The sequence below is a fragment of the Pseudomonas marincola genome, assembly GCF_900116605.1.
In the GTDB taxonomy this organism is placed as follows: domain Bacteria; phylum Pseudomonadota; class Gammaproteobacteria; order Pseudomonadales; family Pseudomonadaceae; genus Aquipseudomonas; species Aquipseudomonas marincola.
The window spans coordinates 38,466-61,045 of sequence record NZ_FPBC01000015.1; the positions used below are offsets into that span (position 1 = coordinate 38,466).

A 22,580-nucleotide genomic window follows, 5' to 3' on the forward strand; every position below is an offset into this window, starting at 1 on the left:
CGAAAGCCTCGGCTCTGCTAGTGTCGCGAGCGATATTCGCCCGTTGATTTCCCGCCGAGAATGCCCTAAATGGCCCGCAAAAAAGCATCACTCGACTTCGAGCAGTCGCTAACCGACCTGCAAACGCTGGTAGAACGCCTGGAAAATGGCGAGCTGAGCCTCGAAGATTCGCTTACCGCATTCGAGCAGGGCATTCGCCTGACTCGCGATTGCCAGGCCGCGCTGGCTTCGGCCGAGCAGAAAGTAAAGATCCTGCTTGAGCGCGACGGCGAGTTGGAGGAAGCCCCTTTCGACGCGGACCAACAAGCATGATTGCGGCCTATCAGGCCACGTGCCAACAGCGTGTCGACCAAGCACTTGAGCAATTATTCCAGGCCCCGCAGGCCGATCTGCAGCGGTTGTATCAGGCCATGCGCTACAGCGTAACCAATGGCGGCAAACGCGTGCGCCCGCTGCTGGTTTACGCCGCGTGTGAAGCGCTCGGTGGCGACCCGGCTAAAGCCAATGGCGCAGCGTGTGCGGTAGAGTTGATTCACGCCTATTCACTGGTGCATGACGACTTGCCGGCAATGGACGATGACGACCTGCGTCGCGGCCAGCCAACCACCCACATCGCCTTTGACGAAGCCTGCGCAATTCTCGCCGGCGATGGCCTGCAAAGCCTGGCCTTTGATGTTATCAGCGACCCGGAACTTAACCCGCACAGCGCTGAGCTGCGCCTGCAGATGCTCAACCGTCTGGCCAAAGCGGCCGGGCCGGCGGGCATGGTTGGCGGGCAGGCGATTGATCTCGGCTCGGTCGGGCGCAAGCTCGATCAGGCAGCGCTTGAGAATATGCACCGGCACAAGACCGGCGCCCTGATCGAGGCCAGCGTGGCCCTTGGCGCACTCGCCAGCGGCGTTGCCAGCAGCCAGAATTTAAGCGCATTGCAGCAATACGCCCAAGCCATCGGCCTGGCGTTTCAGGTGCAGGACGACATTCTCGATGTCGAGAGCGATACCGCCACCCTGGGTAAAACCCAGGGCAAGGATCAGGCTCACGACAAGCCAACATATCCGGCGCTGCTGGGCATGCAAGCGGCTAAAGCCTACGCGTTAGAGTTGCGCGATCAGGCGCTGGCGGCGCTGCAGGATTTTGGCGCAACGGCGCAACCACTGCGTGAGCTGGCCGAGTTCATCGTCGCCCGCCGCAGCTGATCATCACTCAAACTGATAGCAATAAGTACGTCGAGGTAAACCTTGGTTTACCTCAAAGGGTGAGCGCCTAAGATATCTGCAGAATAAAAACTGCGGAGCTTCCATGCCTTTCACCTCACTGCTGATTGCCAACCGTGGCGAAATCGCCATCCGTATCGCCAGAGCTGCCGCCGAGCTGGGCATCCGCACAGTCGCGGTGTATGCCGAGGATGACGCCGACTCATTGCATGCGCGCCGCGCCGATCACGCAGTGGCACTTAAAGGCCGTGGCGTAAGCGCGTATCTCGACATCCCCCAGCTTTTGCAAATCGCCCGCGCAGAAGGCTGCGATGCGGTTCATCCCGGCTACGGTTTTTTAGCCGAGAACGCGCAGTTTGCCCGCGCCTGCAGCGAGGCAGGCGTGCTGATGATCGGCCCCGGCGCTGAGATTCTCGAGCGTTTTGGCGACAAGGCTCAGGCCCGCCAACTCGCCGAACGTTGCGCGGTGCCATTGGTACGAGGCAGCGCCGCAGGGATTAGCCTTGAGCAGGCGCGTGAGTTCATGCACAGCCTCGGGGCTGGCGCGGCAATCATGCTCAAAGCCGTCGCCGGCGGCGGTGGTCGCGGCATGCGCGTGGTGCTCGACGCCGCACAGTTGCCCGCCAGTTTCGAGCAATGTCAGGGCGAGGCGCGCAATGCATTCGGCAACGGCGAGCTGTACGCCGAACAGTTGATTAGCAATGCCCGGCATATCGAAGTGCAGATCATCGGTGACCAGCAGGGCAACGTCAGCCACTTGTGGGAACGCGACTGCAGCCTGCAACGCCGCCAGCAAAAACTCATTGAAATTGCGCCCAGCCCAAACCTGCCAGAGACCGCGCGTAGCGCCATTATCGAGGCCGCTCTCACCCTCGCCCGCGCAGTGGATTATCAGGGTGTTGGCACCTTCGAATTCTTACTGGATAACGATAATCCTCAGCGCTTCTACTTCATGGAAGCCAACCCGCGCATTCAGGTCGAACACACCGTCACCGAGCAAATAACCGGCATCGACCTGCTGCAAATCCAACTGCAATTGGCGGCCGGCGCCAGCCTTGCGCAACTGGGCCTGAGCACGCCACCGCCAATCAACGGTTGCGCCGTGCAACTGCGAATCAACCTTGAGCGCCAACAGGCCGATGGCAGCACCCAACCGGCCAGCGGCACTATCACAGCTTACGAACCCGCAAGCGGGCTGGGTTTGCGGGTGGACGGTTATGGCTACAGCGGTTATCGGGTCAATGCCAGTTATGACTCGTTACTGGCAAAACTGATTGTCCATGCGGGCGACTACGCCACGGCCTTGAATCGCGCCTATCGTGCGCTTTGCGAATTCCGCCTGGAAGGTGTGAGCCACAACATCGCACTGCTGCAAAGCCTGATCCGCATGCCGGAGGTCGCAGCCAATCAGCTCGATACCCGATTCGTCGAGCGGCACATGGCGCCTCTGCTCGAGGCCAGCCATGCCCACCGCAATATGAGTTTCAGCCTGGCCGACTCCAGCGAGAGCCACGTGAAAGCAACAGCCGAGATACCCGCTGGCTGCGTCTCGATTAACGCCAGCAGCGCGGGCGTGCTGGTCAGCCTCGATGTGCACGAAGGCGATGCCATCGCTCAAGGCCAGGAGATTGGCGTGCTTGAGGCGATGAAAATGCAGTTTGTGATCAAGGCCGAGCACAGCGGAATCGTGATCAGGCAGCTAGCCGATCAGGGCGACTTTATCGACAGTGGCCAGCCGTTGCTGTTTATCGAGCCGGCCGAGATTGCCGGCGCAGCAAACCACAGCGAAGAAAGCGTCGACCTCGAGCATATTCGCGCCGACCTTGCCGAAGTACTCGAGCGCCACGCAATCACCACCGACGCAAGACGCCCCAACGCGGTCGCCAAGCGGCGCAAGACAGGGCAACGCACCGCCCGCGAGAACCTCGACGATCTGCTCGACGCCAACAGTTTCATTGAGTACGGCGCACTGGCAATTGCCGCGCAGCGTCGTCGTCGCTCGCTTGATGAGTTGATCGAACAAAGCCCTGCCGATGGCCTGATAGCCGGCTTGGGCACGGTCAATGCGCAGCTGTTCGACGAGCAGGCGGCGCGCTGCATGGCCATCGCTTACGACTACACGGTATTTGCCGGTACGCAGGGGGTAATGAATCACAAGAAGACTGACCGCATGCTGCAACTGGCCGAGCAATGGCGCGTGCCGCTGGTGTTATTTGCCGAAGGTGGCGGTGGGCGGCCCGGCGACACCGATTTTGTGGGCGTTGCCGGCCTCGACTGTCACACCTTTGTCGGCATGGCCAAACTCTCCGGTTTGGTGCCGCTGGTGGGCGTGGTGGCCGGGCGCTGCTTTGCCGGTAACGCCGCCCTGCTCGGCTGCTGCGATGTGATTATCGCCACCCGCGATGCCAGTATCGGCATGGCCGGTCCGGCGATGATCGAAGGTGGCGGTCTGGGCAGCTTTACCCCCGAACAAGTCGGCCCGAGCTCAGTGCAAGCGCCTAACGGGGTGATTGATGTACTGGTCGCCGATGAGGCTGCCGCAGTGGCCGCAGCCAAACAATACCTGAGTTACTTCCAGGGCCCGGTGGCAGACTGGCAATGTGCGGATCAACGCCAACTGCGCAGCTTGATTCCGGAAAATCGCCTGCGCGTTTATGAAATTCACCGGGTTATCAGCACCCTGGCTGATACCGACTCGGTACTCGAACTGCGCAGCCAGTTTGCGCCGGGCATGATTACCGCTTTTGTGCGCATCGAAGGCAAGCCATTCGGTTTGCTGGCCAATAACCCGGCGCATCTGGGCGGCGCGATTGACGCGGCGGCAGGCGATAAAGCCGCACGTTTCATGCAACTCTGCGACGCCTTCGACATCCCGCTGGTTTCGTTGTGCGACACCCCAGGCTTCATGGTTGGCCCGCAGGCCGAGAAGCAAGCCACGGTGCGCCATGTTTCGCGCATGTTTGTTGCCGCCGCAAGCCTCAGCGTGCCGTTCTTCACGGTGGTTCTGCGCAAGGGCTACGGCCTCGGCGCGCAAGCAATGGCAGCCGGCAGCTTCCATTCACCGCTGTTCACCATCGCCTGGCCCAGCGGCGAATTCGGCGCCATGGGTCTGGAGGGCGCGGTAAGGCTAGGATTCAGCAAGGAGCTGGCAGCACTGCAAGATCCGGCAGAGCGCCAGCAACTGTTCGATAAACTGGTGGCCAAGGCCTACGAGAATGGCAAAGGCATCAACATGGCCAGTTTTCTTGAAATTGATGCCGTGATCGACCCGCAAGAAACCCGGCATTGGTTAATCCGCGGCCTCAACTCAACAGCACCAGCACCGGTACGGGCAGGCAAAAAACGCGGATTTATCGACACTTGGTAGCCGCTGTGCGCGGCATTTGGTCGCTGATTTACTGCTTTAACCGACGCGGGCAACGTTACTGCTTAAAGCTTTGCCCGTGTTTCGGGTAAACTGGTGCATCTTTATGCATTTGAACTGATTCGCCTGATGCCGACGACTTTTCATGAGATTCCCCGCGAGCGTCCGCTGACGCCGTTACTAGACCGTGCGAGCACGCCAGATCAACTGCGCCGCTTAGGTGAAGCTGAGCTGGAAACGCTGGCGGACGAACTGCGCCAGTACCTGCTGTACACCGTCGGCCAGACTGGCGGACACTTTGGTGCCGGCCTCGGCGTGATCGAACTGACTGTCGCTCTGCATTACGTTTTCGACACCCCCGATGACCGGCTGGTCTGGGACGTGGGCCATCAGGCGTATCCGCATAAAATTCTCACCGGGCGTCGTGAGCAGATGTCGACCTTGCGCCAGAAAGACGGAGTTGCCGCCTTTCCACGTCGCAGTGAAAGCCCGTACGACACCTTCGGCGTCGGCCATTCCAGCACCTCGATCAGCGCGGCAATGGGCATGGCGCTCGGTGCCAAACTGCAAGGCAGCAAGCGCAAGAGTGTTGCGGTCATCGGCGACGGCGCATTGACCGCGGGCATGGCGTTCGAAGCGCTCAACCACGCGTCCGATCTGAAGACCGACATGCTGGTTATCCTCAACGATAACGACATGTCGATCTCGCGCAATGTCGGCGGCCTGTCCAACTATCTGGCCAAACTGCTTTCCAGCCGCACTTACGCGAGCATGCGTGAAGGCAGCAAGAAAGTGCTGTCACGTCTGCCCGGCGCTTGGGAAATTGCTCGCAAAACCGAAGAGCACGCCAAAGGCATGCTGGTTCCCGGTACGTTGTTTGAAGAGCTGGGCTGGAACTATATCGGCCCGATTGATGGCCACGATTTGCCGACACTGCTGGCAACCCTGCGCAACATGCGCGATCTGGAAGGCCCGCAGTTTCTCCACGTCATCACTAAAAAGGGCAAAGGTTTCTCGCCTGCCGAAGCCGACCCGATTGGCTACCACGCGATTACCAAGCTCGACCCGATCAACGCGCCCGTGGTGCCAAAGAAGCCATCCGGTCCCAAATACTCCAGTGTATTTGGCCAGTGGTTGTGTGACATGGCCGAGGCCGATCCGTTGCTGGTGGGAATTACCCCGGCAATGAAAGAAGGCTCCGACCTGATCGCGTTTAGCGAGCGCTTCCCCGAGCGTTACATGGACGTGGCAATTGCCGAACAGCACGCGGTAACGCTGGCTGCCGGCCTTGCCTGCGAAGGTGCCAAGCCGGTTGTGGCGATTTACTCGACCTTCCTGCAGCGCGCCTACGACCAACTGATTCACGATGTCGCGGTACAGCACCTCGACGTGCTGTTCGCCATCGACCGTGCCGGATTGGTCGGTGAAGACGGCCCGACTCACGCGGGCAGCTTTGATATCTCGTTCCTGCGCTGCATTCCCGGCATGTTGATCATGACCCCGAGCGATGAGAACGAGATGCGCCGCATGCTCACCACCGGCTACCGTTTCAACGGTCCGGCTACTGTGCGCTACCCACGTGGCACCGGCCCGAATGCAACGATTGAAGCCGGCCTTGAGCCGCTCGAAATCGGCAAGGGCATCGTCCGCCGCAAAGGCCGGAAAGTAGCGATGCTGGTGTTCGGCGTGCAACTGGCCGACGCCCTGCAAGCGGCTGAAAAACTCGATGCAACAGTCGTCGACATGCGCTTCGTGAAGCCACTGGACGAAGCATTGGTGCGCGAAATGGCCAGCCAGCATGAGCTACTGGTAAGCATCGAAGAAAACACCATTATGGGCGGTGCCGGCAGCGCGGTCAGCGAGTTCCTCGCCGACGCCAATCTGCGCACACCCATACTGCATCTGGGCTTGCCCGACTATTACGTCGAGCACGCCAAGCCTGCACAAATGCTCGCCGAGTGCGGGCTGGACAGCGCAGGAATCGAGGCGTCGATCACTCAGCGCCTGAACCTGCTCAATCCGCAAGACTGAAGATTACTGCTTGAATTTCACCACTGCTGAATAAACCCGGCAGTGGTTTTTTATTGATTGGCCGAGGTCGCTGCACGCCGCAAGGCTCAGCGTGAAAAGGGAATCAGGTGCGTCTTTGACAATGCCTGTGCTGCCCCCGCAACGGTAACCGACAGTGCGATGCGAACGCTTCATAGCGCCGCGTTGCACAGCGTTTTTCGAGAGACCACTGGGCATTGCCCGGGAAGGTGAAAAACTCATGTCGGCAGCCCGGAGACCTGCCTCGGGACAATTTCTGACTGGTGTTGCGGAGGGCATCACCGTCAAGTGCGTGCTTGCGTGTGCACTTGCCCCTGCCCTCCTCAAAAGCATTCTACTTTTGAGGATTTACATGAAACTTTCCCGCCTTACTCTGGCTATCGCACTGGCGCCTTGCCTGGCCAATGCCGCCGACTCAACAGATGTCTATCAAGCCTCGCCGCTGGTTGTCACTTCGGGCCGCCAGGCTGAACCTGTGGCCAAAGCCACGGCGGCAACCAGCGTATTCGAGCGCAAGGACATCGAGCGCCTGCAAGTGCGCAGCGTCGCCGAGTTGCTGGAGCGCGTGCCCGGCGTCAACTTCAGCCACACAGGTGGAGCCGGCAGCCAGACCGGGCTGTTCCTGCGCGGCACCTCGACCGCGCAAACCCTGATTCTGGTGGATGGCCAGCGCATCGCATCAGCCTCCAGCGGCACCAGCAGCCTGGAGTTTTTAAGTCCGGACCAGATCGAGCGCATTGAAGTGGTACGTGGCGCCCGCTCGGCGTTGTATGGCAGCGACGCAATCGGCGGCGTCATTCAGATTTTCACCCGCAAAGGCGACGGTCAGGGCCTTAAGCCAACCATGCGCTTTGGCATCGGCAGCGACAGTACTTACGAGCGCACCCTCGGGCTGTCCGGTGGCGATGGCCAGACTCAATTCAACCTTGGCGCGGCACTGGACGAAACCCAGGGCATTGATGCAACCCGAGATGCTTACGGGGCCAACGGTGATGAAGACGCTTACCGCAATCGCTCACTGAGCCTGAACCTGTCGCACCAGTTCAACGATCAGATCAAAGCCGGTTTCAGCGTGCTTGATCAGCGCGGCCAGTCCGAGTTCGATGATGTATTCGGCACCTCGTTGCCGACCGTGGATTTTCAGGTCAGCAGCATTTCGGGCTACCTCGATGCCACGGTTAATGACGTCTGGAGTAACCGCCTCGAAGTCGGCCACAGCGAGGACAAGCGCGACACCAGCAACGACCTGACAAACTTCGGTGACAGCCAGTTCTTCACCTACCGGGACTCGGCAAACTGGGTCAACACCCTGCAACTGACCAGCAATCAGCAGGTGTTGGTAGGCCTGGACTGGTACGAAGACCGCCTGCATACCGACGACAGTGTCGATTTTGTCGAGGACTCACGCTGGAACCGCGCCGCCTTTATCCAGCATCGTTACACCGCCGAAAAGTTCTCGACCGAGCTTGGCCTGCGCCACGACGACAACCAGCAGTTCGGCAGCGAGAACACCTGGAACGCCGCGCTGACGGTGCCGATGAATGAGCGCAACGAGGTAATTCTGAGCTACAGCGAAGGCTTCCGCGCGCCCACCTTCAACGACCTGTATTACCCGGACTTCTGCTCCGGCGGTTTCTGTTTCGCCAGCGCCAACCCGGATCTCAAGCCGGAAACCTCGAAGAGCTACGAAGTGCAATGGCGCAGCCGTTTCGGCACCAGCAGCGAACTGCAAATGTCGCTGTACCGTACCGACCTGAAAGACGCGATTGTGCTGGATCAGAACTTTATTCCGCAGAACACCCAACGCGCGCGCATCAACGGATTCGAGACGTCACTCAAGCAAGAGTGGTTTGGCTGGCAGAGCAATCTGGCATTGTCATTGATTGACCCGCGTGACCGTGAAACCGGGCACACCTTGCCGCGACGCGCTAAACGCACTCTGAGCCTGGACCTTGATCGCCAGTTTGGTGATTTCAGCGTCGGAACAAATCTGCGCGCCGTGAGCGGGCGTTTCGATGATGCAGCCAACACCATCGAGTTGGGCGGCTACGGGCTGGTGGATTTACGCGGAAGCTGGCAAGCCAGTCAGGAGGTGAGTTTCGATCTCAAGCTCAACAACCTGTTCGACAAAGACTACAGCGACGCCACTTACAGCACGCCCAACGGTCGTTACGGCTACAACACCGAAGGCCGCACGGCCTTGTTTGCTGTGACCTGGACGCCGGAAATCTAAGGGTTGTAAACCTGCGTGGGGCGCATTCCGCCCTCACGCAGGTTGTTTTTCAGCGGGCTTGCGCCAGCACCTTGCAGAGTTTCCCGGTTGCGCCGAGCATCTGAAAACTCGGACGTTCCAGACCTTTATCCGGCACCTGCCAAAGTTGTTGCTGCGCCACCGCAGTCAGGCTCGGCCAGTCTTTCCAGCCCTCCAATTCTGCGCCGCTGCCAGCCAGAATCACCTCAGGATTGCGCGCAATAACCGACTCGATGCTGACCTGCGGCGCCGGTTGCGGCAGATCTGCAAACACATTCACCGCGCCGCAAACACGTAAGGCATCGCTGATAATCTGCTGGCCGCCGAGCGTATACAGCGGTTTGTCCCAGACCTGATAAAACACCCGCAACGGTTGCTCGCGCCGATATTGCTGCTGTAGAGCCTGCATGCCATCGTTGAACCGTTGGCGCAGTTGCCGCCCTTGTTCGGGGCGACCGATACGCGTGCCTATCTCGGCAAACTGGTCGGCCAGCGTGGCCAGCTTATGCGGCTCAGCCACCAGCAGCTCGATACCGAAGTTTTCCAGTTGTTTGCGCTGCCCGGCACTGATGCTGTCGGGCCAAAGCAGAATCAAATCAGGCTTGAGCTGGAGCAGGGTTTCCAGTTCGAGCTGGCCGTAACGACCAACCGATGGCAGCCCTGCCAACGCCGCCGGGCGCTCACCGCCATCGAGCACACCGACCAACTGCTTGGCGGCGCCGAGTTCGATAACAATTTCACTGAGCGAAGGCGCCAGGCTCACAATGCGCTCGGCGGCAAAGGCCGGCGCGCTCAGCAACAGCGTCAGCAATAGCCAGACGCAGCGCTGCATTAGCCGAGCTGACGCGGAATGCGATAGAGGTACAACAGCACCACGCTGGCGAGCGCCAGAAGAATCTGCGGGATGGCTTCAAGCCCGGCGAATACCGCAACGGCAGCAATCCAGGCCGGCAAACCGGCAGCGAGAAACGCCAAGCGCCGCGACTTGGCCAGAGCCAGCCAGGCTTGCGGTTCGGCGTCGGTATCGAGGGCTTTCTGGGTGGCAATCAGTTGATGCTTGAAGCGCCGAAACAACGGCAAGCTGACAAACATCGACAGCAGCCCGGCAATGAACAATGGCATTGCCAGAGCGCTTGCCTCACGTGAGCCGGCCAGCATCCAGTCGATGATAATCAGCGGTGCCAGCGTCAAGCCGAGCTGCCACCACCAGATGAAACCGAGACCGCGCTTGATTTGCTCGCGGGTCACAGTTTTTCCTCAATCTCAGCCTGATGCAGGCTGCCGAGCATGTGCCCAAGCTTGCCGGCTTTGGTCGCCAGGTATTTCTTGTTGTGCGGGTTGTGGGTGATTTGCAGCGGTACGCGCTGCGCCACTACCACGCCCATGTCGGTCATGGCTTTGACCTTGCGCGGGTTGTTGGTCATCAGCTTGAGCGACTCGATGCCCAGATGCTTGAGCATTGGCCGGCAGATTTCGTAGTCACGCTGATCGGCGCCAAAACCCAAACGCTCATTGGCTTCGACGGTGTCGGCACCGCCATCTTGCAGCTCATAAGCACGGATTTTATTGAGCAGGCCAATACCACGGCCTTCCTGACGCAAGTACAGCAAAACGCCACGGCCTTCTTTGGCAATGGCGCTTAGCGCAGCTTCTAACTGAAAACCACAATCGCAGCGCAGGCTGAACAGTGCGTCCCCAGTCAGGCATTCGGAATGCAGGCGACCCAGCACTGGCTCACCATCGGCAACATCACCAAAGGTCAGCGCGACGTGTTCCTTGCCGGTGGCTTTTTCAAGGAAGCCATGCATGGTGAACTCGCCAAACGGCGTGGGTAACTTGGAGGCGGCGACGAAAACGACGGGCACCGGATACTCCTGATCATATAAAGGAGAAAGAAAAGGGTTAACTCAGCCTGCCATTGTAACAGCAGGCCATGCTGGCGGGTCAGTCTGAATTTTTGATCATAACCATCAAGCCAGCCGTATCTGACCGGCGTATTGGGGTGCACAGGCCTTAATGTTTGGCCTCAAGCACCAGCACATCCTGCTCGACCCGCCACCCCACGCGACTGAGAAAGCTCATGCCCAGCAGCGCTTCGGCAGGCGAAGAACCTTCCAGCACCACCGCCTCGACACCCAGCACTTCGATGGTGCCGACCTTGACGCTGTTGAGCGTCACCTTCCAACCGCGCACGTTGCCACTCGCGGTGCTGATCTGCAGCGGCCGCCCTTCAACGCGATAGTCGATTCCCAGCCGCCGGGCCTGCGCATCATTGAGGGCGATTGAAGTGGCGCCGGTATCAACCAGAAAAGGCATCGACTGGCCGTTAACCGAACCGGAGATCCAGTAATGCCCACCGAGGCCTTTGGCCACGCTTAACTGCTGCTTCTCGGGCGCGACAAAACCATTGCTGTATTCGCGGCTGAGGCTGTAGGCACGCTCGACGCCATCCACGCGCAACACTGCACCTTTGCTGTCGGCCTTGAGAACCACAACGCCGCCGGGACCGGTCTGGCCGACCTTGACCATTTTGCGCTGGCCATTGACGTTGATGACTGCCGCACCAGGAAACAATCCGACCACTTGCACCTGCGTGGCCGCATTGGCCCAGCAAGAGCTGATCAGAAGGAATGCTGCGCCAATCAGTTTCACACGCTGCATACCCGCCTCGCTGTGGGATTAATCAAATGGATAAGGCCAGTCCCAGCGTTTGAATATGGATTGCAAGGTGCCATTTTTTCGCAATTCATCAATACGCTGGTCGTAAAACTCAGCCAACGCCCTGCCCCGCGGGCTGTCGGTGAAGCCCGGATAGTTGGGCAGTTTTTGCAGACAAGTCATCGTGTACTTTTCTGGATGATCGGTGTCTGACAGCACTTGCTCAATTTCAGGCTGAGCATCAAGAAATGCATCGGCGTGGTTATAGTCGAGCATCCCCAGAATACCGCCACGCTTCAGAATTTCCCGGTAGTGCTGCACATTTGGCAGATAACGGTCGTATTTGTAGTCGCGCATCCAGACCAGACGGAAATTGCCCAAGGTCTCCAGGGTTGGCGCGACTCTGCCCGCCAGCGTCAAGGCGCAAATCTGGTCTTGGTCGTAGTGGTTTTTCGGGTAGATCACACCTTGTACGACCTCATTGCGGTAAGCGCCCATCCAGGCGTCGGCTTCACCGCGCTGCACCAGCCCGACCGAACGGGTGTAGGGCACAATACTGAATTTGACTTCGCCTGCGAGCGGCTTGAACACTTCACGCATGATGTCCCAGGCCAACCCGCTGCCATCGGCATTGGTGTAGTCGAGCCACTCCTCGCTCACCAACCGCACATCACCCTTTATCGGTTCTTGGGCCTGCGCCACGCAAGCGACGGAGAATGCCAGCACACACACCAGCAACCTGACAAACATCATTCTAGAACCCCAGTGCCGCAGCCAAGCCGTTTGCCCAACCCCACACCACCAACTGCATTGCCAGCCAGGCAAATACACCGGCCAGAACGTCGTCGAGCATGATACCGACGCCGCCATGCACATGGCGGTCGATCCAGCGAATCGGCCAGGGTTTGAGAATGTCGAAGAAGCGGAACATCAAAAAGCCCACCAGCAGCCAGCCCCAACCTTCCGGTACCAGCCAGAGGGTGATCCACATGCCGACCATTTCATCCCAGACGATGCCTTCGTGGTCATGCACGCGCAGGTCGGTTGCCACTTTGCCGCACAGCCAGAAGCCGAACAGCATGGTCACACCCAGCATCAGCCAGTAGCCCCAGTCGGGCAGCATTTGCCACAGCGGAATGAAAGGCAGCGCGACCAGCGAACCCCAAGTTCCAGGCGCCTTGGGCAGCGTGCCCGAGCCAAAGCCGAAGGCAAGAAAATGCCATGGATTACGCCATACCGAAGGCGGCACTGCTAGCGGTTCAGTCACCAGTACTCCCAAAATGTTGATAACCCTGAGCGGGCAGCGCCACTTGTGCGCCATGTTTATCGAGTAATTGTACGCCCTGGCCACTTACAACACGGCCGATCACATGCACCGAATGGCCAGCCTCACGCAACGCCGGAAGATGCTGCTCGGCCATAGTGAACGCCAGAACATAGTCATCGCCACCGCTCAGGGCGCAGCGCAACGCGCCAACCTCACCCGACAGTTGCAACAACGCAGTGGACAACGGCAGCCGCTGTTGCTCGATAAGCAGCGACACACCGGACGCTTTGGCGATGTGTCCGCAATCGGCCAGCAAGCCATCGGAGATATCCAGTGCGGCACTCGCCTTGCCGCGCAGCGCCTGGCCTAACGCCAGTTGTGGCTGCGGCGACCAATAATGCTCCAGCAATGGCTGGCTTACCGCAGGTTCGGCCTGTTGTTGCTCAAGCACCAGCGCCAGAGCGCCAGCGGCATTGCCGAGATTGCCACCCACGCAGAGTAAATCCCCCGCCTGCGCGCCACTGCGCAGCAATGCCTGACCACTCGGGACACGCCCAAACACGGTAAGCGTCAGGCTTAACGGGCCGCGCGTGGTGTCACCGCCAATCAAGCTGAGCGCACACTGCGCAGCCATTTTGTCGAGGCCACGGGCAAAGGCTTGCAGCCATTCGGGTTGGGCGTCAGGGAGGGTCAGTGCAAGGGTGAAACCAATAGGCGTCGCGCCCATTGCAGCAAGATCGCTGGCCGAGACAGCCAATGCGCGCTGGCCCAGAAGATAAGGATCGGCAGCGTGCGGAAAGTGCACACCGACCACCAGCGTATCGGTGGATACCGCCAATTGCTCGCCCGCAGGGAGCTGCAATAAGGCGCAATCATCGCCGATACCCAGTGCCACACCTTCGCCGCCACGCGCACAAGCGGCAGCAGCAAAGTAGTGATGAATCAGCTCAAACTCACCCACGACATCCCTCACACAAGCAGCAAAATGCGCGGCGAACGAGGGTGGGAAAAACTGTAATCAGGCTTGAGGGCTGTGTAATCATCTGCATTTCACGCCTGACTTCAGTGAACCGGGCCAGCACCGAAATGCCGGCCAGGAATTTAACGCTTGTGCGCGCGCACTTCATCTGCGCGAACACGTGGGGCCAACTTGTCGAGCACACCGTTGACGAACTTGTGTCCGTCGGTGGCGCCAAACACCTTGGCCAACTCGATGCCTTCGTTGATCACGACGCGGTATGGAATATCTACACGGTTGCGCAATTCATACGTCGACAGACGCAGAATCGACAGCTCAACCGGATCGATTTCATCCAGCGGGCGATCCAGCAGCGGCTCGAACAGCGCATCGATTTCAGCTTTCTCACGGGGTACGCCATGCAGAATCTCATGGAAGTACGAACCGTCGACGGTCGCGAAATCGTTGTCTACGCGAAACTGTGCTTCGATCTCATGCAGCGGTTGCCCGGCAATATGCCAGGAGTACAGAGCCTGCATGGCCAAGGTACGCGCTTCACGACGCGCCAAAGTTTTTGGGCTAGGGCCCTTCGGCTTTGGCTTCTGGCTGTTATCGTTCTGGCTCACTTGGCCTCCAACTGCGCCAGCAGGCTTACCATCTCAAGAGCAGAAAGCGCAGCTTCTGCACCTTTGTTACCGGCCTTGGTACCGGAACGTTCGATCGCTTGTTCGATAGAGTCTACAGTCAGCACGCCGAAGGCAACCGGTACGCCGAACTCCATGGAAACCTGAGCCAGGCCTTTGGTGCACTCGCCTGCAACGTATTCAAAGTGCGGAGTACCGCCACGAATCACCGCGCCAAGGGCGATGATTGCGTCGAAATCGCCACTCTGAGCAACTTTCTGGGCAACCAGTGGAATTTCGAAGGCGCCTGGCGCGCGAATGATGGTGATGTCGCTTTCGCTCACACCGTGGCGAACCAGAGCATCAATGGCGCCACTTACCAGGCTTTCAACCACAAAGCTGTTAAAGCGGCCAACAACCAGAGCAAATTTACCCTTGGGTGCGATGAAAGTCCCTTCGATGGTCTTCAGTGTCATAGCGAGTCTCGTCAATTAAAGAGCCAGGCCGCCATTGGCGGCCTTTGGATAGTCAAATATCTGATTAATACTAGATGGTTTTCAGCCGGCATTTATTCAGAGGGCAGGTATTCTACAACTTCCAGGTCGAACCCGGATATCGCATTGAACTTCATTGGTGAGCTCATCAGGCGCATTTTGCGCACCCCGAGGTCACGCAGAATCTGCGAACCGGCACCTACAGTGCTGTAAGTACCGGCTGTCGGAGCTTTGTGCTCGTTGCCCAGTTGGCGCTCAAGGTGGGCCAACAGGTCCGGACCGGTCAGCGGATTGCCCAGCAACAGCACCACGCCGCTGCCTGCCTTGGCCACTTCAGCCATGGCCGCACGCAAACTCCAGCGACCTTCCTGCTTGACCATGAACAGATCACGCAACGGGTCCATGTTGTGCACGCGCACCAGCGTCGGCTCGTCAGCGCAGATTTTGCCGAGCGTGAGCGCCATGTGCACATCGCCTTCGACCGAATCACGGTAGGTCACCAGATTGAACTGGCCTAACTCACTGTCAATCTGCTGTTCGCTGATACGCTCGACAGTGCGCTCGTGGATCATGCGGTAGTGAATCAGGTCGGCGATGGTGCCGATCTTGATGCCGTGCTGCGCAGCGAACTCTTCAAGCTCAGGACGACGCGACATGGTGCCGTCATCGTTCATGATTTCGCAGATAACCCCGCTCGGCTCAAAACCACCCATCCGCGCCAGATCACAGGCGGCTTCGGTGTGGCCGGCACGCGCCAGAACACCACCGGGCTGCGCCATCAACGGGAAGATATGGCCGGGGCTGACAATGTCTTCAGCTTTGGCGTTTCTTGCGGCTGCGGCTTGCACAGTGCGCGCGCGGTCAGCGGCGGAGATACCGGTGGTCACGCCTTCTGCGGCTTCGATGGAAACGGTGAATTTGGTGCCAAAACCGGAACCGTTACGCGGCGCCATCAATGGCAGCTTGAGCAGTTCGCAGCGCTCGCGGCTCATCGGCATGCAGATCAGGCCACGGGCAAAGCGCGCCATGAAGTTGATGTGCTCGGCGGTCACGCACTCGGAGGCGATAATCAGATCGCCTTCGTTCTCGCGGTCTTCGTCATCCATGAGGATGACCATCTTGCCCTGGCGGATGTCTTCAACAAGTTCTTCGATGCTATTGAGAGCCATGGGCCCTCCTTATAAAAAGTGGGCGGCAGGTTACAGGTAGCCGTTTTCGGCCAGGAAACCCTGAGTAATTCCGGAAGCAGTTGGCTCTGCTGCACGGTCACCGAGCAGCAAACGCTCGAGGTAACGGGCAAGCAAGTCGACTTCAAGATTGACCTTACGGCCCGGGCGATAGTCGACCATGATGGTTTCCGCCAGCGTGTGCGGAACAATGGTCAGCTCGAACTCGGCGCCATCCACGGCATTCACCGTGAGGCTGGTGCCATCGACCGTAATCGAACCCTTGTGGGCAATATATTTGGCCAACTCTTTCGGCGCGCGAATACGAAATTGCACGGCGCGGGCATTGTCTTCACGCGAGACAACCTCGCCAACACCATCAACGTGGCCGCTGACCAGATGACCGCCAAGACGGCTGGTCGGGGTCAGGGCTTTTTCGAGATTGACCGCACTGCCGCTCTTAAGGTCGACAAAACCGGTGCGCGCCAGGGTTTCACGGCTCACGTCGGCCCAGAAACCATCACCCGGCAATTCGACTGCCGTCAGGCAAACACCGTTTACCGCGATGCTGTCGCCGAGTTTGACGTCGCCCAGATCAAGCTTGCCGGTTTCGACATAAACCCGCACATCGCCGCCTTTTGGGGTGAGCGCGCGAATGCGCCCAACTGACTCAATTATGCCGGTGAACATGCGGCCTCCCGTCGTTTAAGCGCAGCGCTTCGATCACACACAGCACTAGGCTGACAGCGGGAACTGTGCAGCTGGCGTGAGCAATAAACATATGACATTTACAGACTCCTGTTTATAAAAAACAGGGCACGTTTGATCGATAGGGATCTTTCAGGCACGCCGCAACGCGCCTTGGCAGATTATCCCGCTCTCTCTTTATCCGGACTTTAACCGTCGGCTCCGGAATCTCACCGGCTCTGCTGACCTTGCCGCACAGTCTGCAACAGACCGGCAAGCGCTCGCGGGCTAGACGCTTTGCGCGCCATTACCGCCGGTGGGGAATTACACCCCGCCCTGAGAACGTACGGTCACTTCTGCAACCGTGGCAGGCTTTTTACCATATTTGGGCCGCGCACGCACCGCCGAGTGTGGGCCACTCAACGGTTGCAGTGCCTGCACTTACTCGGCGGCAGGGGCGATTTGAGGGCGCGCGATGATGCGCCAGTCGTCACCGACAGCACGCATGTCGATAATTTCCAGCGCCTGCGCCTCGGCCATGCGCGCCAGCGGCAGGTCCAGTAAAGGCCGGGCACCGGAGCCCAGGAACTTGGGTGCCATGAATATCTGGTACTCATCGACCAAACCCTGTCGGGCAAACGCGCCGGCGAGTTTTGGACCGGCTTCTACCAACACTTCATTGGCGCCGCGAGACGCCAGTTCCAGCAACAGCTTGCGTAAATCGACATGCCCGCTGCTGCCCGGAACGGCCAACAACTCGTGGCCTTCGGATAAATAATTGTCGCGCGCCGAGGCCGCCGCACAGGTTGCCACCAGCGCAGGCCCGGCCTGAAAAAACGCTGCAGTCAGCGGCACGCGCAAACGTCCATCAACCAGCACGCGCAAGGGCGGACGCCGCTCAGCCAGTGCAGACAACTCGCCATTTAGGCCCAGTTCATCAGGGCGAACGGTAAGCCGCGCATCATCGGCCAGCACCGTATCGGCGCCTGTAAGAACAACGCTGGCCTGGGCCCGCAAGCGTTGCACCGCAGAACGTGCATGCGGGCCGGTAATCCATTTGCTCTCGCCGCTGGCCATTGCCGTCCGGCCATCCAGACTCATCGCCATTTTGACCCGCACCAACGGCAAGCCATGCTCCATGCGTTTGATAAACCCCTCATTCAGCGCCCGGGCTTCGGCTTCGAGCATGCCGCTCTGCACACTGATGCCTGCATTCATCAAGCGCAGCAGCCCGCTACCGGAGACTGCCGGGTTAGGGTCTTGCATGGCCGCAACCACACGGCTGACACCCGCCTCAATCAGCGCATCAGCACACGGCGGCGTGCGGCCATGATGACTGCACGGTTCGAGCGTGACGTAAGCCGTAGCCCCGCGCGCCAACTCGCCAGCCTGGCGCAATGCATAAACCTCGGCATGGGGTTCGCCGGCGCGCGCATGCCAGCCTTCGCCGACAATCTTGTTGTCACGCACAATCACGCAGCCAACACGAGGGTTGGGGTGAGTCGAGTACAGGCCTTTACGGGCCAGCTCCAATGCGCGAGCCATAAAGGCCTGATCAGTGTGCATGTTCAATCCTTTGAGGGTTCGCGAGACAGCCGTTCAATCTCTTCACGAAATTCGTTCAAATCCTGGAAGCGGCGATAGACCGAGGCGAAACGGATATAGGCGACTTCATCGAGCTTTTGCAGCTCGGTCATCACCAACTCGCCCAGCACCAGCGACTTGATCTCGCGCTCGCCAGTGGCCCGCAGCTTATGCTTGATATGGGCAATTGCCGCCTCGACACGTTCTATACTGACGGGACGTTTTTCCAGTGCACGCAGCATGCCGGCGCGCAGTTTTTCTTCATCGAATGGCTGGCGGCTGCCGTCCTGCTTGATCAGCCGTGGCATGACCAATTCGGCCGTCTCGAAGGTGGTAAAACGCTCACCACAGGCCAGGCACTCACGCCGACGACGAACTTGCTCGCCTTCGGCAACCAAACGTGAATCAATGACCTTTGTGTCGTTGGCGCCGCAGAATGGACAGTGCATAGCGAGCATCAGCCTAAAACGTAAAACGCCATGTTAGCGCATCCGCCGGGCAAGACAAGCCGACTGCTTTGCGGTATACAGGCGCGATTGGATTCAAACACCTGCTGGGTTCACAGATAGGGAATTTCATGAATATTCGACTGCTCTTATTGCTCACCATCACCGGACTCCTCAGCGCGTGCAGCAGCGCGCCAACCGCCCCGCCCGCTCAGCCCGAAGCGGTGCTGGCCGAGCCGACGCCTGCTGGCCAGAATGAAATCAGCGGTAATCTGCTGGGCGTTCCAGAGGGCGCCGTCGCCGAAGTTGCCCTGCTGACCATCGGCTCGAACGGCCTGCCTTTCACCACACTGGGCAACATTCAACTGCGCGGCACGGGCGAGCCACTGCCGTTTCGCGTGCTGTTCAATCCGCAAGCCTTCGCCAAGGGTATTCGCGTTGAGTTACGCGGCCGCGCCAATCAATCCGGCAAGCTGATCCTGCACATGCCAAAGCGCGTTATCGACTCGCCCCAAAGCCAATCGGTTGGCGATCTGCGCATGGTCCCCGCGCCATGAGCCCACCCGGCCACTTGCAAGCGGCATTGAGCGAGCTGCTGGGTGATGCACAGTTAGTCGCCGCGCAACTGCCGGGCACTGAGCTGATGTTATGGCTGATCAACCCAGAGAATATGCAGCGCGCGTTCAGCCCTGAGGAAACCATGCGTATCCTCAATGAGCCAACCTACTGGTGTTTCTGCTGGGCAAGCGGCCTGGTGCTGGCCCGCTGGCTGGCCGAGAATCCGCACTGGGTGGCGGGCAAGCGCGTGCTTGATTTCGGCGCGGGCTCGGGCGTAGCGGCGATTGCCGCCGCCAAGGCTGGCGCACTCGAAGTGGTGGCCTGCGACCTTGATCCGCTGGCGATCGCAGCCTGCAAAGCCAATGCCGACCTCAATAATGTGACGCTGGGCTATTCGGATGACTTTTTCAGCGAAGCGGATCGCTTCGACCTGATCATCGTCGCCGATGTGCTCTACGACCGGGCCAACCTGCCGCTGCTCGACGAATTCCTCAGCCGCGGCAAACAGGCGCTGGTTGCCGACTCGCGGGTGCGCAACTTCGAACATCCGCTGTACACCCGCCTCGGCGTGATGGAAGCCTGTACCTGGCCCGATCTGGCAGAACCTGCCGAGTTTCGCCACGTCAGCCTGTATCATGCAGAGCGCAGAGTTCACCCTTGATTTAAGCGCCACCCGCCCGCATTTATAAATCTATAAACGCCTCTATTTTGACCCGCGAGAGCCGACCATGAGCGACACCCCTTATATTTTTGATATCTCCGGCGCTGCCCAGTTTGATCAACTGGTCATCGAGAACTCGTTCCACAAGCCGGTTCTGGTCGATTTCTGGGCGGATTGGTGCGCGCCCTGCAAAGCACTGATGCCAACGCTGGCGCAAATTACCGAGGGTTATCAGGGCGAACTGCTGCTGGCCAAGGTCGACTGCGATGCCGAGCAGGATATCGTCGCCCGCTTTGGTATCCGTAGCCTGCCAACCGTGGTGCTGTTCAAGGACGGCCAACCGATAGATGGCTTCAGCGGCGCCAAGCCGGAATCTGAAATTCGCGCCATGCTCCAACCTCACGTCAACGAGCCCGCTGCGCCGCAAGTCGACCTGCTGAAAAGCGCGCAAGCGCTGTTTGCCGACGGCCATATCAGCGAAGCCGAAGCGCAGTTGAAGCAACTGCTCGCCGAGGACAACAGCAACGCACTGGGCCTGATTCTGTATGCCCGCTGCATGGCTGAGCGCGGCGAGCTGGCAGAAGCCGAAACCGTCCTAAATGCCGTGCAGGGCGATGAACACAAGCAAGCACTGGCGGGTGCGCGGGCGCAACTGACGTTTCTGCGTCAGGCGGCTGAAATGCCGGATATCGCTGCCCTGAAAACCCGTATTGCGCAAAACAGCGAAGATGACGAGGCGGTGTATCAACTGGCCGTCCAACAACTCGCCCGCCAACAATACGAGCCGGCGCTTGATGCGGTGTTGCGCCTGTTTGTGCGCAACCGTGGCTACGCTGACGGCATCGCCCACAAGACCTTGCTGCAGGTGTTCGAGCTGCTGGGCAATGATCACCCGTTGGTGACGTTGTACCGGCGCAAACTGTATCAAGCGATTTACTGATGTAATTTTTATCGCCCCACCGGCTCTGTAGAGACAACACCGCCGCAGAATCCCTCTCGGATCTGCGGCGTTTTTATAGCTCTCTAAAGGTTGCAGGGACGTATGTCGAACAAACTTTCAAAAATCGGTTTTTACCTCGCGCTGTACGGCACGGTTTTCATCATCGCCTGGATTGGTGCGTTCAAGTACCACCCCGATGAAGCCCAGGCCATCAGCGGCCTGATTCAGAATTCACCTTTGCTGTCATGGCTTTACGCGGTGGGCAGCGTGCAAGGCGTGTCATCCATGATTGGTACCGGCGAGCTGATCATTGCCGCGTTGCTGGCCCTGTATCCGCTCAGTAAAAAAGCCTCACTGCTGGGCGCCCTGCTGGCTATCGGTTTATTCCTGACAACCCTGACGTTCCTGTTCAGCACGCCCGGTGTTTTACATACCGAGGGGCTTTTCCCTTCGCTGCTGGGCTCGTTCCTGATCAAGGATGCCGTGCTGTTGGGCGTTTGCCTGTGGGTTGCCGGCGAGTCGTGGGACGCCATCAAGCAGCAATAGCCTGGAATTTTATATGCGTGAGGCGGCGCAATGCGGCCTCACGCATCTCCCAGCCAGTGATAAACCGGCGCATCCTCGCCATTCTCAACCCGCACCAGCGGACTGTGGCGCATGCGCACCAGCAGGCGCTTTCCAGCTTGCTCGCTGCCGGCCAGTGCCGACAATTGCCCCAGCAATTGCGGGCCATCGATTTGCCCGGCATTGCGCAGCAGCGTCAGGCTTGTGCTCCACAAGTCATCGGTAGCCGGCGCTGATGCCGCAACCGGAGTCGTGGGCGCAACATCCTGCACTGCGGTCTCTGCCCGCCCCGCCAGTTGAGCCCACTCATGCGGCTCCATTTCGACCGTCAAATCCACCGGCCATTCGCCGATCTTGCCGCGTATGCGCACCATCGCTACCTCCACCGTAATGCTCGAATGCTCCCACGCAGAGAGGGTGAGCGACAACTGCTGATAGCAATTGCTGTTATATTTCGTTATAACGTAACAATCATCACACGACACATGGACTCGATATGCGCCGCTTACTCCTTGCTGCTCCCTTCGTTCTGCTGCCATTGTTGGCTACCGCTCAAGAGCATGATCACACTGACCACGACAGCCTCCCCGCGCATGAGCATGGCTCGGCGCAGCTAAACGCGGCGCTCGACGAACACACTCTGGAACTTGAACTCAACAGTCCGGCAATGAACCTTTTGGGCTTTGAGCACGCGGCAAACTCTGCCGAGGATAAAGCCGTTGTTGCCGAAGTGGCACGCGCGCTGGCCGACCCGGTAACCTTGTTTGGTTTGCAAAACGGTAACTGCAGCGTCATCGAGCAAGACATTGACGGGCCTATGTTTGGCGGCCATGAAGAGCACGCGGAGCATGAACACAGCGCCGACGACAGCGACCATAAGCATGAACACGAACACGAACACAGCGATATTCACGCGCAGTACAGCTTCGACTGCAAACAACCCGAGGCCCTTGGTCAGCTGGATCTTGGCGGGCTGTTCAAGCGTTTCCCGGGCATGCACAAGATTCAACTGCAGATGATCGGCCCGGCAGGCCAGAAAGGTGCACAATTGGACCCGGCTAACGCGACTGCCAACTTTTAAGCACACCAAGCGAAG

24 protein-coding genes and 2 riboswitches are annotated in these 22,580 nt (G+C 59.2%); of the genes, 10 read left to right on the forward strand and 14 right to left on the reverse strand.

Features of this window, described 5'->3' with window-relative positions; all coding sequences use genetic code 11:
- The first annotated feature begins 69 nt into the window (after positions 1-69).
- From BM395_RS19355 to BM395_RS19375, 5 genes are all read left to right on the forward strand, one after another.
- A complete protein-coding gene (locus tag BM395_RS19355; RefSeq protein WP_069902009.1) occupies positions 70-312 on the forward strand; it encodes an exodeoxyribonuclease VII small subunit in 243 nt (80 codons plus the stop codon).
- The gene (gene ispA, locus BM395_RS19360; protein ID WP_090515018.1) at positions 309-1,196 is read left to right on the forward strand and encodes a (2E,6E)-farnesyl diphosphate synthase; all 888 of its coding nucleotides are present in this window, start codon (positions 309-311) and stop codon (positions 1,194-1,196) included. Before BM395_RS19355 ends, ispA begins: the two co-directional genes overlap by 4 nt.
- 103 nt (positions 1,197-1,299) lie before the next feature.
- Positions 1,300-4,581, forward strand: a complete 3,282-nt coding sequence (locus BM395_RS19365; protein ID WP_090515021.1) for an acetyl-CoA carboxylase family protein — start codon at positions 1,300-1,302, stop codon at positions 4,579-4,581.
- A 126-nt stretch (positions 4,582-4,707) separates the two neighbouring features.
- A complete protein-coding gene (dxs, locus tag BM395_RS19370; protein ID WP_069902006.1) occupies positions 4,708-6,609 on the forward strand; it encodes a 1-deoxy-D-xylulose-5-phosphate synthase in 1,902 nt (633 codons plus the stop codon).
- A 48-nt stretch (positions 6,610-6,657) separates the two neighbouring features.
- A riboswitch (cobalamin riboswitch) is annotated at positions 6,658-6,888 on the forward strand.
- Positions 6,889-6,979: 91 nt separating this feature from the next.
- A complete protein-coding gene (locus tag BM395_RS19375; RefSeq protein ID WP_090515024.1) occupies positions 6,980-8,860 on the forward strand; it encodes a TonB-dependent receptor domain-containing protein in 1,881 nt (626 codons plus the stop codon).
- Between the two features lie 49 nt (positions 8,861-8,909).
- Here BM395_RS19375 and BM395_RS19380 read toward each other — a convergent pair whose 3' ends face one another.
- From BM395_RS19380 to nrdR, 13 genes are all read right to left on the reverse strand, one after another.
- Complete coding sequence (locus BM395_RS19380) at positions 8,910-9,710, reverse strand: cobalamin-binding protein (RefSeq protein WP_090515026.1); 801 nt, start codon at positions 9,708-9,710, stop codon at positions 8,910-8,912.
- The gene (locus BM395_RS19385) at positions 9,710-10,126 is read right to left on the reverse strand and encodes an MFS transporter (protein WP_069902003.1); all 417 of its coding nucleotides are present in this window, start codon (positions 10,124-10,126) and stop codon (positions 9,710-9,712) included. The genes BM395_RS19380 and BM395_RS19385 overlap by 1 nt, the downstream gene beginning before the upstream one ends.
- The gene (gene ribA / locus BM395_RS19390) at positions 10,123-10,743 is read right to left on the reverse strand and encodes a GTP cyclohydrolase II (RefSeq protein WP_090515028.1); all 621 of its coding nucleotides are present in this window, start codon (positions 10,741-10,743) and stop codon (positions 10,123-10,125) included. Before ribA ends, BM395_RS19385 begins: the two co-directional genes overlap by 4 nt.
- Before the next feature lie 148 nt (positions 10,744-10,891).
- Positions 10,892-11,539: a retropepsin-like aspartic protease family protein gene (locus BM395_RS19395; RefSeq protein WP_069902001.1), complete on the reverse strand. Its 648-nt coding sequence runs from the start codon at positions 11,537-11,539 to the stop codon at positions 10,892-10,894.
- A gap of 18 nt (positions 11,540-11,557) precedes the next feature.
- Complete coding sequence (locus BM395_RS19400; protein WP_239655532.1) at positions 11,558-12,289, reverse strand: substrate-binding periplasmic protein; 732 nt, start codon at positions 12,287-12,289, stop codon at positions 11,558-11,560.
- Position 12,290: 1 nt separating this feature from the next.
- Positions 12,291-12,803, reverse strand: coding sequence for a phosphatidylglycerophosphatase A family protein (locus tag BM395_RS19405; RefSeq protein WP_069902000.1), 513 nt, complete (start codon positions 12,801-12,803; stop codon positions 12,291-12,293).
- Complete coding sequence (thiL, locus tag BM395_RS19410) at positions 12,796-13,764, reverse strand: thiamine-phosphate kinase (RefSeq protein ID WP_090515031.1); 969 nt, start codon at positions 13,762-13,764, stop codon at positions 12,796-12,798. Before thiL ends, BM395_RS19405 begins: the two co-directional genes overlap by 8 nt.
- A gap of 140 nt (positions 13,765-13,904) precedes the next feature.
- On the reverse strand, positions 13,905-14,387 hold the full coding sequence (gene nusB, locus BM395_RS19415; RefSeq protein WP_069901998.1) for a transcription antitermination factor NusB: 483 nt from the start codon (positions 14,385-14,387) through the stop codon (positions 13,905-13,907).
- The gene (gene ribH, locus BM395_RS19420) at positions 14,384-14,860 is read right to left on the reverse strand and encodes a 6,7-dimethyl-8-ribityllumazine synthase (protein WP_090515033.1); all 477 of its coding nucleotides are present in this window, start codon (positions 14,858-14,860) and stop codon (positions 14,384-14,386) included. The genes nusB and ribH overlap by 4 nt, the downstream gene beginning before the upstream one ends.
- Positions 14,861-14,952: 92 nt before the next feature.
- Positions 14,953-16,047 carry a bifunctional 3,4-dihydroxy-2-butanone-4-phosphate synthase/GTP cyclohydrolase II gene (gene ribBA, locus BM395_RS19425; RefSeq protein WP_069901996.1) on the reverse strand — a complete coding sequence of 365 codons (1,095 nt, stop codon included), beginning with the start codon at positions 16,045-16,047 and terminating at the stop codon, positions 14,953-14,955.
- Between the two features lie 30 nt (positions 16,048-16,077).
- Complete coding sequence (locus BM395_RS19430) at positions 16,078-16,734, reverse strand: riboflavin synthase (protein WP_069901995.1); 657 nt, start codon at positions 16,732-16,734, stop codon at positions 16,078-16,080.
- Positions 16,735-16,916: 182 nt separating this feature from the next.
- A riboswitch (FMN riboswitch) is annotated at positions 16,917-17,079 on the reverse strand.
- A 93-nt stretch (positions 17,080-17,172) separates the two neighbouring features.
- Positions 17,173-18,297: a bifunctional diaminohydroxyphosphoribosylaminopyrimidine deaminase/5-amino-6-(5-phosphoribosylamino)uracil reductase RibD gene (gene ribD / locus BM395_RS19435; RefSeq protein ID WP_069901994.1), complete on the reverse strand. Its 1,125-nt coding sequence runs from the start codon at positions 18,295-18,297 to the stop codon at positions 17,173-17,175.
- A gap of 2 nt (positions 18,298-18,299) precedes the next feature.
- Entirely contained in the window at positions 18,300-18,764 is a 465-nt protein-coding gene (gene nrdR, locus BM395_RS19440) for a transcriptional regulator NrdR (protein ID WP_069901993.1), read from the reverse strand.
- Between the two features lie 128 nt (positions 18,765-18,892).
- Between nrdR and BM395_RS19445 the strand changes: the two genes are divergently transcribed.
- The 4 genes from BM395_RS19445 to BM395_RS19460 all read left to right on the forward strand — a co-directional run bounded on the left by BM395_RS19445 (position 18,893) and on the right by BM395_RS19460 (position 21,466).
- Positions 18,893-19,318 (forward strand): YbaY family lipoprotein, encoded by a 426-nt coding sequence (locus BM395_RS19445; RefSeq protein ID WP_090515035.1) that lies wholly within the window; start codon positions 18,893-18,895, stop codon positions 19,316-19,318.
- A complete protein-coding gene (locus BM395_RS19450) occupies positions 19,315-19,980 on the forward strand; it encodes a class I SAM-dependent methyltransferase (RefSeq protein ID WP_090515037.1) in 666 nt (221 codons plus the stop codon). The genes BM395_RS19445 and BM395_RS19450 overlap by 4 nt, the downstream gene beginning before the upstream one ends.
- Before the next feature lie 67 nt (positions 19,981-20,047).
- Positions 20,048-20,920 carry a thioredoxin gene (gene trxA / locus BM395_RS19455; RefSeq protein ID WP_069901990.1) on the forward strand — a complete coding sequence of 291 codons (873 nt, stop codon included), beginning with the start codon at positions 20,048-20,050 and terminating at the stop codon, positions 20,918-20,920.
- Between the two features lie 102 nt (positions 20,921-21,022).
- On the forward strand, positions 21,023-21,466 hold the full coding sequence (locus tag BM395_RS19460; RefSeq protein WP_090515038.1) for a DUF417 family protein: 444 nt from the start codon (positions 21,023-21,025) through the stop codon (positions 21,464-21,466).
- Positions 21,467-21,504: 38 nt separating this feature from the next.
- Here the strand turns inward: BM395_RS19460 and BM395_RS19465 are convergent, their stop codons facing one another.
- Complete coding sequence (locus BM395_RS19465) at positions 21,505-21,858, reverse strand: hypothetical protein (RefSeq protein WP_090515040.1); 354 nt, start codon at positions 21,856-21,858, stop codon at positions 21,505-21,507.
- A 122-nt stretch (positions 21,859-21,980) separates the two neighbouring features.
- On the opposite strand from BM395_RS19465, the gene BM395_RS19470 reads away from it, so the two are divergent.
- Positions 21,981-22,565: a DUF2796 domain-containing protein gene (locus BM395_RS19470; protein WP_090515041.1), complete on the forward strand. Its 585-nt coding sequence runs from the start codon at positions 21,981-21,983 to the stop codon at positions 22,563-22,565.
- The last annotated feature ends 15 nt before the right edge of the window (positions 22,566-22,580 follow it).

Coding starts and splice junctions, on each gene's coding strand:
- BM395_RS19355 (WP_069902009.1), top strand. CDS start 70: ATGGCCCGCAAAAAAGCATCACTCGACTTCGAGCAGTCGCTAACCGAC.
- ispA (WP_090515018.1), top strand. CDS start 309: ATGATTGCGGCCTATCAGGCCACGTGCCAACAGCGTGTCGACCAAGCA.
- BM395_RS19365 (WP_090515021.1), top strand. CDS start 1,300: ATGCCTTTCACCTCACTGCTGATTGCCAACCGTGGCGAAATCGCCATC.
- dxs (WP_069902006.1), top strand. CDS start 4,708: ATGCCGACGACTTTTCATGAGATTCCCCGCGAGCGTCCGCTGACGCCG.
- BM395_RS19375 (WP_090515024.1), top strand. CDS start 6,980: ATGAAACTTTCCCGCCTTACTCTGGCTATCGCACTGGCGCCTTGCCTG.
- BM395_RS19380 (WP_090515026.1), bottom strand. CDS start 9,710: ATGCAGCGCTGCGTCTGGCTATTGCTGACGCTGTTGCTGAGCGCGCCG.
- BM395_RS19395 (WP_069902001.1), bottom strand. CDS start 11,539: ATGCAGCGTGTGAAACTGATTGGCGCAGCATTCCTTCTGATCAGCTCT.
- BM395_RS19400 (WP_239655532.1), bottom strand. CDS start 12,289: ATGATGTTTGTCAGGTTGCTGGTGTGTGTGCTGGCATTCTCCGTCGCT.
- ribH (WP_090515033.1), bottom strand. CDS start 14,860: ATGACACTGAAGACCATCGAAGGGACTTTCATCGCACCCAAGGGTAAA.
- ribBA (WP_069901996.1), bottom strand. CDS start 16,047: ATGGCTCTCAATAGCATCGAAGAACTTGTTGAAGACATCCGCCAGGGC.
- BM395_RS19430 (WP_069901995.1), bottom strand. CDS start 16,734: ATGTTCACCGGCATAATTGAGTCAGTTGGGCGCATTCGCGCGCTCACC.
- ribD (WP_069901994.1), bottom strand. CDS start 18,297: ATGCACACTGATCAGGCCTTTATGGCTCGCGCATTGGAGCTGGCCCGT.
- nrdR (WP_069901993.1), bottom strand. CDS start 18,764: ATGCACTGTCCATTCTGCGGCGCCAACGACACAAAGGTCATTGATTCA.
- BM395_RS19445 (WP_090515035.1), top strand. CDS start 18,893: ATGAATATTCGACTGCTCTTATTGCTCACCATCACCGGACTCCTCAGC.
- BM395_RS19450 (WP_090515037.1), top strand. CDS start 19,315: ATGAGCCCACCCGGCCACTTGCAAGCGGCATTGAGCGAGCTGCTGGGT.
- trxA (WP_069901990.1), top strand. CDS start 20,048: ATGAGCGACACCCCTTATATTTTTGATATCTCCGGCGCTGCCCAGTTT.
- BM395_RS19460 (WP_090515038.1), top strand. CDS start 21,023: ATGTCGAACAAACTTTCAAAAATCGGTTTTTACCTCGCGCTGTACGGC.
- BM395_RS19465 (WP_090515040.1), bottom strand. CDS start 21,858: ATGGTGCGCATACGCGGCAAGATCGGCGAATGGCCGGTGGATTTGACG.
- BM395_RS19470 (WP_090515041.1), top strand. CDS start 21,981: ATGCGCCGCTTACTCCTTGCTGCTCCCTTCGTTCTGCTGCCATTGTTG.